Origin of the sequence: Bacillus sp. YKCMOAS1 (assembly GCF_030268125.1) — a bacterium.
In the GTDB taxonomy this organism is placed as follows: domain Bacteria; phylum Bacillota; class Bacilli; order Bacillales; family Bacillaceae; genus Bacillus; species Bacillus safensis.
In genome coordinates, this window is sequence record NZ_BSEI01000003.1 from 460,452 (window position 1) to 474,094 (window position 13,643).

Below are 13,643 nucleotides of genomic sequence, written 5' to 3' on the forward strand. Positions count from 1 at the left end.
AATTAAGGCCTCATTCGTATAGACATTCGCCTTACCAAAAAGTTTCAGGAAAAACAAAAAATCACTTCATTCTCATGAAGTGATTCTGTTTATTTTTTATTTCCGCTTCCTTTTATGTAATCATGCAAGATTTTTTCACAAATGGATCGATTTCCGGCGACTATGCTGTTTTTATCTAGGAACGTAAGACGTTCTCCGTGAATATTTGAGTAAACAGCCCCTACTTCATCAAGCAGTACGCAGCCCGCTGCATAATCCCATGGCGCAAGCCTTAACGTGACATATGCGTCACTTCTGCCGCTTGCAATATAAGCAAGCTCAAGGGCAGCGGATCCAATCGTTCGTGTCCCTCTCACATCACGCACAAGACGGGCAAATGGTTTGGCGTCAAAATAAGGGCTTTCGATCGCCCATGTCGGATTAATACCCACAATGGCTTTTTCAATCTCCACATCTTTTAATCGAGGGAGCAGGGTATCGTTCATATAAGCTCCTTCTCCTTTGATGGCATGGTAGAGCTCGTCATGAATGACGTCATAAATAAGACCGATTTTCCCAACACCATTTTCAAATATCCCGATTGAAATGGCAAAGTTGCGTTTTTGATGGACAAAGTTCATTGTGCCATCGATCGGATCAATGATCCACACAATTCCATCGAGTGAGGTCACCTCTTCCCCTTGTCCCTCTTCTCCTAAAATGTGATGGTCTGAAAATGTCGACTGTATTTTTTCAATAAAAAAACGCTCTGTTTCTTTATCGATATTCGTGACAAGATCATTTGGATTTGATTTTGTTTCAATTGATAGACCTTCCTGCATGGACGCTTTAATACGGCTCCCTGCTTCTTTTACCCAGAGCTTTGCAAGACGGTCAATTTCCACCCAGTTTGTCATCAGATTGTAAACCTCTTTTCTATGTAGGACCTATTTGTAATAGCATACTGATATTATGTACGTAAAAGCAAGAAAAAAGCAGCTTCATACAAAAACGAACCGATGAATTGGTTCGTTTTTACCTCACGCTGTTTTACCCTTGAAGCTGCTCCCATTCTTTTCTTAGGCGCTCAAGCTTTCGTTTGCTGCGTTCGATTTGGATGTCATCTTTATGCTCGATGGCTTCATGAAGCGTAGAAAGCTCATAATCAACCTCTAATCTCCACACAGCGATGCGATTCTTCTTCTCCTGCCTATACCCCTGCTTCACGATTTGCTTCATTGGTCAACGCCCCTTCCAGAGAATGATTCATTCCTTGTCAGTTTTCATTGATAAAAAATTCAATCGATAAGAGAAATGGTTCTTGCTTATATCGTATGAAGCGATCGCATAACCGCAACGACATTCTGAAAATTGTGTCTTTACCTATTTATGATGTACCACAAAATGAAAGGTTTTAAACGCTGAACAACGTCCTTTACATTCTTTGATCTGACGGTGCATCTTTTTTTGAGCTTGACCCAAGCTATGATAAAATATGATCAGCGAAAAGATACAGGAGGCATAACATGAGTGAAATGCGTTTTAGAGATGAAGATTTTGAAACATTCACAGTTGATGGTTTAGATGAACGAATGACTGTATTAAAAGAAAGAGTCCGTCCAAAGCTTGAAGCACTTGGCGAACATTTTGCACCACTTCTTTCTTCTATTACAGGAGACGAAATGTTTGTACACGTCGCAAAGCATGCTAGAAGATCTGTTAACCCGCCAAATGATACGTGGGTTGCTTTTGCAAACAGTAAGCGCGGATATAAAAAACTCCCTCATTTTCAAATTGGGCTTTGGAAAACACATGTCTTTGTCTGGTTTGCACTCATTTATGAATCTCCAGTAAAAGGTGAGTACGGCCAGCTATTTGAAAAGGAGCTAGACACCATCCAGCAGAAAATACCGCAAGATTTTGTTTGGTCTAAAGATCATATGAAACCAGATGTCATGCGTCACAGCGAACTAGATTCCGAACAGCTGAAAACGCTGTTTGAACGTGTTCAAACAGTCAAGAAAGCCGAGCTTCTTTGCGGCATTCAGCTGCCTAGAGAAGAAGTCGTGCAAATGAATAATGAAGAATTCCTCTCGAAAATCGAAAATGCCTTCCGCACGCTGACGTATCTATACCGTTTTACACAGAAAGAATCTGTATAAAAAAAACGAGCCTATATAGGCTCGTTTTTTACATACGTATAATAGCAGTCTCTTCTGCCTCTCTTGCGGTTTTTACTGCATGATAGGGGGAATACCCGCTTCCCTTTTCAAACGCCGCACAATGCGTTTTTTCCTCTGCTTTTGATGGCACAACCTCTTTAAATCGTTTATATGCGTCTAATAACTCCTGCTTCGCAATTCCTTTTTCGTAGGCTTTTTCAACAGCCTGAAAAAATGAAATGACCGCAATCTTTTCCTCTGTCGTCCAGTCGACATCCATTGGATATTGATATTCCATTTACTTGTCCCTCACTTTAATACTCATTCTGATTTGAACTTTTATTATAGCATCTGTTTGATCAGAAACCGATTGATTTTATGCTTTACATTCCGATCAGTTCATAATATAATTCTTTTGTTTTATGCAATGAAATCTGCTGTAATTGGCACAATAATAGCAGGTATTTCGATGAAGGTGGGAAAGCAATTGTCACAACATGATACACCCTTATACACTGGACTAAAAAAACACGCAGCAACCAATCCAGTCCAATTTCACATTCCAGGCCATAAAAAAGGAGCCGGAATGGATCCTGAATTTAGAGCATTCATTGGCGACAATGCATTAAGCATTGACCTCATTAATATAGAACCTCTCGATGATTTACATTCACCTCGAGGGATGATAAAAGAAGCACAGGAGCTTGCTGCAGAAGCCTTCGGTGCTGATCATACATTTTTCTCTATTCAAGGAACAAGCGGCGCCATCATGACAATGGTGATGACGGTATGCGGACCTGGAGATAAAATTATCGTTCCTCGTAACGTTCATAAATCAATTATGTCCGCGATTGTATTTTCTGGCGCCATTCCTGTTTTTATTCACCCAGAAATAGACAAAGAGCTTGGCATCTCTCACGGTATTACACCTGAATCAGCCAAAAAGGCGCTCACTGAGCATCCAGATGCGAAAGGTTTACTTGTCATTAATCCAACGTATTTTGGTATTTCAGCAGACTTAAAATCAATCGTAGACATTGCCCATTCATTTGATGTGCCTGTCCTTGTCGATGAAGCACACGGTGTGCATATTCATTTTCATGATGAGCTTCCCCTCTCTGCGATGCAGGCAGGTGCCGACATGGCAGCAACAAGTGTCCATAAACTCGGCGGCTCTCTTACGCAAAGCTCTATTTTAAATATGAAGGAAGGGCTTGTTTCAAAAGACCGAGTGCAATCGATTTTGAGTATGCTGACGACAACATCCACTTCTTATTTGCTCTTAGCGTCACTTGATGTCGCTCGAAAACGATTAGCCACTGAAGGAAAGGCACTTGCTGACGAAGCCATTCGTTTGGCTGAATCAGCGAGAGACCGCTTGAATCAAATTGACGGCATTAGCTGCATTGGCAAGGAAATACTCGGTTCAGCTTCTACTTACGATTATGACCCAACGAAATTAATTATTTCCATCAAAGACCTTGGGTTAAACGGACATGATGTCGAAAAATGGCTGAGAGAAAGCTATCGAATTGAAGTAGAGCTCTCTGACCTTTACAATATCTTATGTATCGTAACCCCTGGCGATTCAGATGAGACAATTGATACGCTCGTGACGGCGATGCAGGAAATTGCCGCAGCGTCTACTCGTGACGGCGGCAAACAAGCGGTAACAGAGGTACTGCTGCCTGAGATCCCATCGCTTGCTATGACGCCGCGTGACGCCTTTTATGCCACAACAGAAGTCGTTCCTTTTAAGGAAGCAGTCGGCCGCATCACCGCAGAGTTTGTGATGGTGTATCCGCCAGGTATTCCAATTTTTATACCAGGTGAAATTATCACAGAAGAAAATATATCGTATATCTTTAAAAATATTGAAATTGGCCTCCCTGTCCAAGGACCTGAAGATTCAACGCTTGAAATGATCCGTGTGATTAAGGAACAAAAACCAATTTTATAAAAAGAAACATGCAGCCCCAAATGGAGCTGCATGCTTTTTTTATTTATTCAGAGGCTTCATCACAGCAATGACAGTGACCGCACGTTCCGTATAGCGTTGTCACTTTTTCATTTTCAAATTGATCAATGGTTTCATTGCAATCTTGACAAATAATTGTACCCACGTACATTCCCCTTTTCTTCATTCATAGTTTGAAAGCGTTTGATCTATTTCTTATCTCTATAATATGATGTCACATTTAAGTTGTCAACGGTTAATTGTATGACACATTTAATCATTTTTTATAAATATGTGCTTTTTTCTCATCATATTGAGGGAACGTTTCAATTGTATTTTGCTTCATATCAATTCTGTAACAATTGAGTAACAATCGAAAATTGTCAAAAGGGACATGATACACTAGAGTGACTAACAGGGAACAAGCTCCTAAAAATGTTGGGACAACCCCAAATGATTTTGAGGTGAATAGATTGAATTTTATGAGGACACTTCTCATTATATTCCCCATGCTCTTTGTACTTAGTTCATGCTCATTTGCGTATATCATACCGACTCAGACCGATCAAGTCAGTCATATTCAAAAACCGAGAATTCTCTTTTTTACTGATGCAGAAAACCTTGATAAAGAAAGCCCTTATTATGATGCAGTCCTCGATTTAAAGAATGAATACCCTAAGGAAATGTCAAAAATGATTGTGAAAGAAGATCGTAAAGGCTGGAAAAATGAAGTGGACGAATTACCGGCTATTTTACTTGTCAATGATGAAAAAGTGATCGTGAAGGTGGAAGGAAACGTCCGCAGTAAACAGGAGATCTTATCGCCCTTATGCCATGCTTTAGACCGCGTCAATACAAACTAATGATATTTTCCTTGCACTTATATATAACCATATGAAAAAACCCCTCACCTCATGAGGGGTTTTTCATATGGTGTTCAGGGCGCAAAAAAACCCTCTCCATCAAGGAGAGGGTTTCATAGGTTCATTATTTTACGATGTGGATTGGGCTTCCGATTGCTACTTCAGCCGTTTCCATTGTAATTTCACCTAATGTTGGGTGAGCGTGAATTGTCATAGCGATGTCTTCAGCAGTCACTCCAGCTTCGATTGCAAGGCTAAGCTCTGAAATCATATCAGAAGCGCCAACACCTGCGATTTGTGCACCGATAACTAGACCATCCTCTTTACGAGTGATCATTTTCATGAAGCCATCAGTTGCATCAAGAGAAAGTGCACGTCCGTTCGCTGCGAATGGGAATTTCGCTGCAACGATTTCGATTCCTTCTGCTTTTGCTTCTGCTTCAGTGTATCCAACAGTTGCAAGTTCTGGCTCAGAGAATACAACAGCAGGAATACCAAGGTAATCAATTTCAGCTGGCTCTCCAGCGATTGCTTCAGCTGCAATTTTACCTTCGTAAGAAGCTTTATGTGCAAGTGGTGGTCCATCAACGATGTCACCGATTGCATAGATGTTAGATACGCTTGTACGGCATTGTTTGTCTGTTTTGACAACTCCGCGGTCAGTCAATTCAACACCAACTTGCTCAAGACCAAGCTCATCAGTGTTTGGACGACGACCAACAGTCACAAGTACGTAATCAGCATCAACTGTTTTTTCTTCACCTTTTACTTCGAATGTAACAGTGACACCATCAGATTTTTCTTCAACGCCTTTTGCAAGAGCGTTTGTATGGATTTCAACGTTTCCTTTTTTCTTCAGGTTACGTTTAACCAATGAGCTCATTTGCTTTTCGAAACCTGGAAGGATTTCGTCTCCACCTTCAAGGATCACAACTTCTGTTCCAAAGTTTGCATAAGCAGTACCAAGCTCAGTACCGATGTATCCACCACCGATGACAACTAACTTTTTAGGTACTTCTTTAAGCGCTAAAGCACCAGTTGAGTTGATCACGCGGTCTGTGTATTTAAAAGTAGGCAATTCGATTGGACGAGATCCAGTAGCAAGAATTGCATTTTTGAATGTGTAAGTCTGTGCTGAATTTTCATCCATTACACGTACAGAGTTGCTGTCTACGAAATAAGCTTCACCTTTAACGATGTCTACTTTATTTCCTTTAAGAAGACCTTGAACTCCACCTGTTAATTTGTTTACAACAGAAGCTTTCCACTCTTGAACTTTTGTGAAATCAACTGTTACGTTTTCAGCTTTGATACCCATGTCTTCAGAATGCTTAGCATTTTCGAAACGATGGCCAGCATTGATTAATGCTTTTGAAGGAATACAACCAACGTTTAGACATACACCGCCAAGTGTTCCTTTTTCAACGATTGTTACTTTTTGTCCAAGCTGTGCAGCACGAATAGCAGCTACATATCCACCAGGACCTGCACCGATGACAAGAGTATCTGTTTCGATTGGGAAATCTCCTACTACCATGACATTACGCCTCCATTAAAATTAATTGTGGATCATTCAATAAACGCTTGATGTGGTTAAGGGCATTTTGCGCAGTAGCTCCGTCAATCATACGGTGGTCAAAGCTTAGGGAAAGAGCTAAGACTGGAGCTGCAACGATTTCGCCATCACGAACAACCGCTTTTTCAGCGATACGGCCAATACCAAGGATCGCTACTTCTGGGTGGTTGATGACTGGAGTAAACCATTGTCCACCAGCAGAACCGATGTTTGTGATTGTGCAAGATGCACCTTTCATTTCAGCTGGAGCCAATTTACCATCACGTGCTTTTGTTGCAAGCTCGTTGATTTCGTTAGACACTTCGAAAATTGCTTTGCGATCTGCATTTTTCACAACTGGAACGAGCAAGCCTTTTTCAGTATCAGCTGCAATTCCGATGTTGTAGTAATGCTTTTGAACAACTTCATCCGTTTTATCATCGATAGAAGTGTTAAGTACTGGGTACTTTTTCAAAGCAGAAGTTAGAGCTTTTACAACGTAAGGCAAGTAAGTTAACTTGATTCCTTGATCAGCTGCAACTTGTTTGAATTGTTTACGATGAGCAACAAGGTTTGTTACATCAACTTCATCCATTAATGTTACGTGAGGAGCTGTATGCTTAGAGTTCACCATTGCTTTCGCGATTGCTTTGCGGATTCCGCTCATTTTCTCGCGAGTTTCTGGGAATTCTCCTTCAAGAACTGGAGCTGCTGCCGCTTTAGGAGCTGCTTCTTCTTTCACACTTTCAGCTGCTTGAGGTGCTGCTTCTTGAGCTGCAGAACCACCATTAACGAAGCTGTCGATATCTTCTTTTAACACACGTCCGTTTTTACCAGAACCTGCAACTTTGTAAATTTCAATGCCTTTTTCACGAGCATATTTACGTACAGATGGCATAGCGATCACGCGTTTGTTTGGATCAGCATCTACTTGCTCTTGTGCGCCTGCACCAGTTGCTGCTGCCGCTTCTTCTTGTGTTACTTCTTTCTTCTCTGGCTCGTTACCAGCTTCAGCAGTACCTTGTACTTGAGCTTCAGTTTTTGCTTCGCCTTCTTCTTCGCTGCCTTTAAATTGAAGATTTTCGTAACCAGGTGCATCAAACGTAATGATTGTTTGTCCTACAGTTGCAACTGTTCCCTCTTCAACTTTTAATTCTAATACTTTTCCTTTAACAGGTGAAGGAATTTCTACAACTGCTTTATCATTTTGTACCTCTGCTAAAACGTCATCTTCATTGATTTCGTCGTTTGGTTTAACAAACCACTTAACGATCTCACCTTCGTGGATACCTTCTCCGATGTCCGGAAGTTTAAATTCAAATGCCACTGTTTTTCGCCTCCTAGATTTTGTTGAACCCTTGTTGTGTATGTTTACACGGTCATGTAATTGATAAAGGGGAAGAGAAATAAATTCTTTTCCCCTCTGTCATTTAATTAAAATTCAAGAACTTTTTTCGCTGTTTCAAGTACATCTTTATGGTTTGGAAGCCATACGCTCTCAGCTTGAGAGAAAGCAAATACAGTATCAGGTGCAGCTACACGAAGTACTGGTGCTTCCAGGCTAAGGATCGCTCTGTCATTGATTTCAGCTACTACGTTTGCAGCAATACCAGCTTGTTTTTGTGCTTCTTGAACAACGATCGCACGGCCTGTTTTTTCAACAGAAGCGATGATTGTTTCAATATCAAGCGGGCTTACTGTGCGAAGGTCGATAACTTCAGCAGAAACGCCTTCTTTTTCTAGCTCTTCAGCAGCTTTTAGTGATTCGTGAACCATTGCACCGTAAGTGATGATTGAAAGGTCAGTACCTTCACGTTTCACGTCAGCTTTACCGATTTCAATTGTGTACTCTTCTTCAGGAACTTCCTGACGGAAAGAACGATAAAGTTTCATATGCTCAAGGAACACTACAGGATCGTTGTCACGAATTGCAGAAATTAAAAGTCCTTTTGCATCATAAGGTGTTGAAGGAATGACAACCTTGATACCAGGCTGTTGTGCGATAAGACCTTCTAAGCTGTCAGCGTGAAGCTCAGGTGTGTGAACTCCCCCACCGAATGGAGAACGGATTGTCACTGGAGAATGCCAGCGTCCGCCAGAACGGTAACGCATACGAGCCATTTGTCCAGAAACAGAATCTAATACTTCGTAAACGAATCCGAAGAATTGAATTTCCATTACTGGGCGGAATTCTTGTAGTCCAAGGCCAATTGCAAGACCGCCAATACCAGATTCAGCAAGTGGAGTATCGAATACACGATCCTCACCAAACTCTTTTTGCAATCCTTCAGTCGCACGGAATACGCCGCCGTTTTTACCAACGTCTTCTCCGAAAACGAGAACGTTTTCGTCATTTTTCAGTTCTGTGCGTAACGCATCAGTGATCGCTTGAATCATTGTCATTTGCGCCATGGCTTACTTCGACTCCTTCTGTTTGTAAATTTCAAGCTGTTCAACTAAGTTGAATGGTTTCACATCGTACATGTTTTCAATCAAGTCAGTGACTTTTTGCTTAGGCTGTTCGTCAGCTTCTTTGATCGCTTGTTTGATTTGTTCTTTTGCATCTTCGATCACTTTATTCTCTTCTTCTTCAGACCATAGGCCTTTGTTTTCCAAGAATTTGCGGTAGCGTACCAATGGATCTTTTTGCTCCCACTCGTTTTCATCTTCTTTTGTACGATATCTTGTTGGATCGTCACCAGCCATTGTATGTGGGCCGTAACGGAATGTAAGAGTTTCGATTAATGTTGGACCTTCACCATTTACAGCGCGCTCACGAGCTTCAGCAGTTGCTGCATAAACAGCTAATGCATCCATACCGTCAACTTGTACGCCTACGATACCAGCTGCAGCTGCTTTTTGTGCAATTGTTTGTGCAGCAGACTGCTTTTCAACAGGTGTAGAGATCGCATATCTGTTGTTTTGGACAACAAAAATCGCTGGCGCTTTGTAAGCCCCTGCAAAGTTAATACCTTCGTAGAAATCACCTTGTGAAGCTCCACCGTCACCAGTGTAAGTGATTGCAACAGCTTTTTTACCGCGTTTTTTCAAACCAAGAGCTACACCAGCAGCTTGAATGATTTGTGCACCGATAATGATTTGCGGTGAAAGTGCATTCACATCTTCAGGCATTTGGTTACCAACAAAGTGTCCGCGAGAGAACAAGAATGCTTTTGTTAGCGGAAGACCATGCCAGATTAATTGTGGTACATCACGATATCCTGGAAGAATGAAATCTTCTTTCTCAAGTGCAAAGTGAGTTGCAAGCTGAGAAGCCTCTTGTCCAGCTGTTGGCGCATAGAAGCCAAGACGTCCTTGACGGTTCAATGAAATTGAACGTTGATCTAATACACGTGTAAACACCATACGGCGCATTAATTCTTTTAATTGGTCATCTGAAAGATCCGGCATTGCCGCTTCGTTTACGACTTCGCCTTTTTCGTTTAAAATTTGAAACGTTTCAAACTGCTTTTTGATGGCATCAAATTGCTTTTTGCTATCAACAATTGCTTTTTTTGTTTTTGCAGCCATTCTAAAGTCACCTCTTCCTTTCTTTTAACAGTCCATTTGTCGTGAATCCATTTATACATACAGATATAGGATAACCCAAAACACTCATATGACTCCTGTATATAATAGCCACTAAGATCGTTGTCGAAACATAGGTTGACCACTCTTTTTTGAGTCCTTCTAACTGTATTAACGATAGTTCACAAAAAACTAATACAACTTCTGTTAACAAGGAATAGTTTACAACAAGAAAAATAGTCCGTCAATTGATTTAACGGCTTTATTTAAATAAATGTATTCGCTTTACTTTTTATGGTGAACTGTATCAATCTGTTTAACAAACAACCTAATCTGTACTAGTATAGAGTGTACTACTGTACTACAATAGAAAATGTTTGTTTTTGTCGAAAAATAAAAAAAGAGCTGTTTTTCAGCTCTTTTTTGACTCTTGTTCTGCTGCTTCATACAAAGCCTTCTTATGATCATTCAATTGATCTGTATATCGATTGAACTTCTTACTTTCTTTTCTGACTTTGCTATATGAACGATTGACGGTCTTCAGCTTAGACTTCAGCTCTTCATATCCTAGATCCTTTTTCTTTAAAGATTGATACAAATGCTGATCTTGTTTCAGCGCCTTTTGATACTCCTTGTATAGCTGATCGTATGATGCATATCGTTTCTCGATCGATTTGACTGTTTGATCTGCTTTCTCTTTTAACTCGGCATCTTGCAATCGTGCGGCAGATTCCTTTACCGTTTTTAATTCTTTTTTCGATTCATCCATGCTGTCTTTTTCTGTTTTTAAATGTTCTTCTCGTTTCGCTGCCGATGCTAACGCCTGATCAGAAAGGCTTGACACTGTTTTTGTATGGTCCTTTGTTGTTTGAATCATTTTTGTGTACAGTTTCTGTTCTTTTTTCTCATAGCTTTGCAGTGTACCTTGCTCTTTTTCAAAGGATGCTTCTTTTTTACTCATTTTCGTCATCGCATCCTGCATGTCATTGAATGGATTTTGACCTCCGCATCCTGTCAGCAAAAGGGTACATATCCCCGCCAAAGCAGCACCTGCTTTCATGCTTCTTTTCATCTGTCTCATCACAAGGTCCCCCTTTACATCTCCACATACCACTATAATTTTTATAGGCGTTTGTGACAAGGAAAGAGGTCAGTCAGATGAGGCGGAGAAGATTTTTTTCAAGCAATAGGCTCATGACTATACAAATAGTGCATTCATACATAGTTTATATTACACGCTTCGCCTTCAATTATGAGAGGCCGAGTGTATTTCCAAAGGAGGTCAAAAGTATGTCTAATTATAGTCATGGAAGTATGTATGGTGGATACGGTGGATACGGCGGTTACGGGTATGGATACGGCGGCGGCTGTTGTTACCCAAGTTATGGCGGTGGATACGGGTGCGGATACGGCGGCGGACGTACATTCGCTTTAATCGTTGTGCTTTTCATCCTATTAATCATCGTTGGCGCAGCATTCTTAGGCGGCGGTGGCTGCTGCTAAGGCGGTTTAAGCCTCTGACCGGTCTCAAAGGACCGGTCTTCTTTATTTCATTGCATATGTTGTGTATCATTTTATATACTTTACATACAAAGGAAATAGGAGTGAAGTTTTGTGATTACCATGGATGATATCGTAAGGGACGGACATCCCGTCTTAAGACAAACAGCTGAAGCGGTCGAGCTCCCGCCGACAGAAGAGGAAAAACAGCAATTAGCTGACATGATCGAATTCGTCAAAAACAGTCAGGATGCTGACATTGCTGAAAAATACGGACTAAGACCCGGCGTTGGATTAGCTGCTCCGCAGATCAATATTAGTAAACGGATGATCGCAGTTCATTGTGAGGATGAAGACGGAGAAGAATACAGCTATGCTTTGTTCAACCCGCGTATTGTCAGTCATTCAGTCAAAAGAGCTTATTTAGCTACTGGTGAAGGCTGCTTATCAGTTGATGAAGCCATCCCTGGATTTGTTCCTCGATATCAAAAAATCAGGGTCAAGGCCACAACGCTTGAAGGAGAGGACATTGATATCCGTCTAAAAGGATTCCCTGCTATTGTCTTTCAGCATGAAATTGACCATTTAAATGGCATTATGTTTTATGATCATATTCAAAAGGATCAGCCTTTCGCTGAGCCAGAAAACTCTGTTGCGATCGGCAGATCATAACATAAAAAAGAAGACCCTACATCTAAGGGTCTTCTTTTTTATTCTTCAATAAGGCCAAGATGGGTCACTGCATGGAATATGCCGTCCTCATCTACTGGCTTTGTCACAAAATCAGCCAATGCTTTCAGTTCACTCACAGCATTTCCCATCGCAACGCCTGTTCCAGCAAACGAAATCATTTCTCTATCGTTCAGTCCGTCTCCAAAGGCAATGGAATCCTTTTGATCGTAAGGAAGTCTTTCGATGACTCGTTTGATTCCTTCAGCTTTTGATCCGCCTTTTGGCAGAACATCTGTTGACAGCTCATGCCATCTGACAAGGTCAATCTCATCGTAAAATGCCTTATATCGCTCTTCCTCTTCTGCCTTACAAAATAACAGCATTTGAAAAATGTCGTTTTCTTTAAAGAAAGACAAATCGTGCTCAGGATGCTCTGTTTTTAAAGTACCGATTCCTTCATGGATAAAAGGATGGTTCGGCACAGACGCCTTCATCGTTTCTTCTCCCATAAAAACAAGCGGATGATCATGACGATCCGCTGTCTCATAAATCCGCTCCATCAGCTCCTGCTTCAGCGGATTACCGTAAATAACTTCTCCCTCATACATGACATACTGACCGTTATAAGCAATGAATGAGGCAAGCCCTAATTCTTCTAAAATGGGCTGAATCAGAAAAGGAGAACGCCCAGATGCAATAAAGAGATGATGACCTTTTTCTTTTAATAAATGAACCGCTCGCTTCGTTGACTCAGGTATTTTTTTATCATGATCATATAAAGTACCATCGATATCAAAGAAGATGACTTTTTTATTCATATCTCGCCCTCCTGCCCTTTGTTATGTATATACACTCCCTTTCATCATACAGAAAGATTTCCGCTTTCGAAACCAATTCCTTTTGAAAACGCCTATTTTCCCACATATATCCATGTAACATTCATCGGAAACATCATATAATACAAGTATATAGAGAGATCGGAATACGCTGTTGAAGCTTACTTCAAACCGAAAGGAGGCGGCATGTGATGCTTCGTCGTCTGCGCAAGAAAATTCGAAGACAATGGAAGGACATGCTTCGTAAAAAATCGATTGCTTAAAGGGATCTTTCGCACATTTGCCGAAGGTCCTTTTTTCTCAGAGACTTTTCTTATGCGCGTTTTTTTAATATAATAGAATAAGCGAGTGTAACATACGGTATTTAAGGAGAGATTTGGATGATATATAAGGTATTTTTTCAGGCAAGTACTACTGAGGTACCTGTAAGAGAACACACAGATTCACTATACGTTGAAGCGGTTTCTGAAAGAGACGTACGCGATAAGTTGAAAAAACATAACTACAACATTGAATTCATTCAGCCTGTAGACGGTGCTTTTTTAGACTATGAACGAGAAAGTGAAAATTTTAAAGTATTGGAGCTATGAG

The 13,643-nt window shown here is 40.8% G+C and carries 16 protein-coding genes; 6 read left to right on the forward strand and 10 right to left on the reverse strand.

What is annotated here, in order from left to right:
* Positions 1 to 89: 89 nt before the first annotated feature.
* Positions 90 to 896 carry an inositol monophosphatase family protein gene (locus QSJ46_RS11385; protein ID WP_039178252.1) on the reverse strand — a complete coding sequence of 269 codons (807 nt, stop codon included), beginning with the start codon at positions 894 to 896 and terminating at the stop codon, positions 90 to 92.
* A gap of 133 nt (positions 897 to 1,029) precedes the next feature.
* A complete protein-coding gene (locus QSJ46_RS11390; RefSeq protein ID WP_039178243.1) occupies positions 1,030 to 1,218 on the reverse strand; it encodes a hypothetical protein in 189 nt (62 codons plus the stop codon).
* A 287-nt stretch (positions 1,219 to 1,505) separates the two neighbouring features.
* Here QSJ46_RS11390 and QSJ46_RS11395 point away from each other — a divergent pair, with 287 nt between their 5' ends.
* Positions 1,506 to 2,141: a DUF1054 domain-containing protein gene (locus tag QSJ46_RS11395; RefSeq protein WP_024426894.1), complete on the forward strand. Its 636-nt coding sequence runs from the start codon at positions 1,506 to 1,508 to the stop codon at positions 2,139 to 2,141.
* A 28-nt stretch (positions 2,142 to 2,169) separates the two neighbouring features.
* Here QSJ46_RS11395 and QSJ46_RS11400 read toward each other — a convergent pair whose 3' ends face one another.
* Positions 2,170 to 2,439 (reverse strand): UPF0223 family protein, encoded by a 270-nt coding sequence (locus tag QSJ46_RS11400; RefSeq protein ID WP_039178240.1) that lies wholly within the window; start codon positions 2,437 to 2,439, stop codon positions 2,170 to 2,172.
* Positions 2,440 to 2,628: 189 nt separating this feature from the next.
* On the opposite strand from QSJ46_RS11400, the gene QSJ46_RS11405 reads away from it, so the two are divergent.
* Positions 2,629 to 4,101 (forward strand): aminotransferase class I/II-fold pyridoxal phosphate-dependent enzyme, encoded by a 1,473-nt coding sequence (locus QSJ46_RS11405; protein ID WP_285604726.1) that lies wholly within the window; start codon positions 2,629 to 2,631, stop codon positions 4,099 to 4,101.
* Positions 4,102 to 4,144: 43 nt separating this feature from the next.
* On the opposite strand, the gene QSJ46_RS11410 is transcribed toward QSJ46_RS11405, so the two are convergent.
* Positions 4,145 to 4,264 carry a GapA-binding peptide SR1P gene (locus tag QSJ46_RS11410; RefSeq protein ID WP_003212464.1) on the reverse strand — a complete coding sequence of 40 codons (120 nt, stop codon included), beginning with the start codon at positions 4,262 to 4,264 and terminating at the stop codon, positions 4,145 to 4,147.
* Positions 4,265 to 4,580: 316 nt separating this feature from the next.
* On the opposite strand from QSJ46_RS11410, the gene QSJ46_RS11415 reads away from it, so the two are divergent.
* A complete protein-coding gene (locus tag QSJ46_RS11415; protein WP_224929246.1) occupies positions 4,581 to 4,961 on the forward strand; it encodes a hypothetical protein in 381 nt (126 codons plus the stop codon).
* Between the two features lie 124 nt (positions 4,962 to 5,085).
* On the opposite strand, the gene lpdA is transcribed toward QSJ46_RS11415, so the two are convergent.
* The 5 genes from lpdA to QSJ46_RS11440 form a co-directional block, all read right to left on the reverse strand.
* Positions 5,086 to 6,498: a dihydrolipoyl dehydrogenase gene (gene lpdA / locus QSJ46_RS11420; protein WP_039178233.1), complete on the reverse strand. Its 1,413-nt coding sequence runs from the start codon at positions 6,496 to 6,498 to the stop codon at positions 5,086 to 5,088.
* A 4-nt stretch (positions 6,499 to 6,502) separates the two neighbouring features.
* Positions 6,503 to 7,843: a dihydrolipoamide acetyltransferase family protein gene (locus tag QSJ46_RS11425; protein ID WP_212039782.1), complete on the reverse strand. Its 1,341-nt coding sequence runs from the start codon at positions 7,841 to 7,843 to the stop codon at positions 6,503 to 6,505.
* Positions 7,844 to 7,950: 107 nt separating this feature from the next.
* On the reverse strand, positions 7,951 to 8,928 hold the full coding sequence (gene pdhB, locus QSJ46_RS11430; RefSeq protein ID WP_039178226.1) for a pyruvate dehydrogenase complex E1 component subunit beta: 978 nt from the start codon (positions 8,926 to 8,928) through the stop codon (positions 7,951 to 7,953).
* A 3-nt stretch (positions 8,929 to 8,931) separates the two neighbouring features.
* Positions 8,932 to 10,047: a pyruvate dehydrogenase (acetyl-transferring) E1 component subunit alpha gene (gene pdhA, locus QSJ46_RS11435; RefSeq protein ID WP_024424754.1), complete on the reverse strand. Its 1,116-nt coding sequence runs from the start codon at positions 10,045 to 10,047 to the stop codon at positions 8,932 to 8,934.
* A gap of 409 nt (positions 10,048 to 10,456) precedes the next feature.
* Positions 10,457 to 11,125 carry a YkyA family protein gene (locus tag QSJ46_RS11440; RefSeq protein WP_285604727.1) on the reverse strand — a complete coding sequence of 223 codons (669 nt, stop codon included), beginning with the start codon at positions 11,123 to 11,125 and terminating at the stop codon, positions 10,457 to 10,459.
* A gap of 233 nt (positions 11,126 to 11,358) precedes the next feature.
* Here QSJ46_RS11440 and QSJ46_RS11445 point away from each other — a divergent pair, with 233 nt between their 5' ends.
* On the forward strand, positions 11,359 to 11,547 hold the full coding sequence (locus QSJ46_RS11445; RefSeq protein ID WP_181286150.1) for a YjcZ family sporulation protein: 189 nt from the start codon (positions 11,359 to 11,361) through the stop codon (positions 11,545 to 11,547).
* A 111-nt stretch (positions 11,548 to 11,658) separates the two neighbouring features.
* A complete protein-coding gene (def, locus tag QSJ46_RS11450; RefSeq protein WP_024424751.1) occupies positions 11,659 to 12,216 on the forward strand; it encodes a peptide deformylase in 558 nt (185 codons plus the stop codon).
* Positions 12,217 to 12,254: 38 nt separating this feature from the next.
* On the opposite strand, the gene QSJ46_RS11455 is transcribed toward def, so the two are convergent.
* Positions 12,255 to 13,034, reverse strand: coding sequence for a Cof-type HAD-IIB family hydrolase (locus tag QSJ46_RS11455; RefSeq protein ID WP_285604728.1), 780 nt, complete (start codon positions 13,032 to 13,034; stop codon positions 12,255 to 12,257).
* 398 nt (positions 13,035 to 13,432) lie between these two features.
* On the opposite strand from QSJ46_RS11455, the gene QSJ46_RS11460 reads away from it, so the two are divergent.
* Complete coding sequence (locus QSJ46_RS11460) at positions 13,433 to 13,642, forward strand: DNA-dependent RNA polymerase subunit epsilon (RefSeq protein WP_008345114.1); 210 nt, start codon at positions 13,433 to 13,435, stop codon at positions 13,640 to 13,642.
* Position 13,643 lies beyond the last annotated feature (1 nt).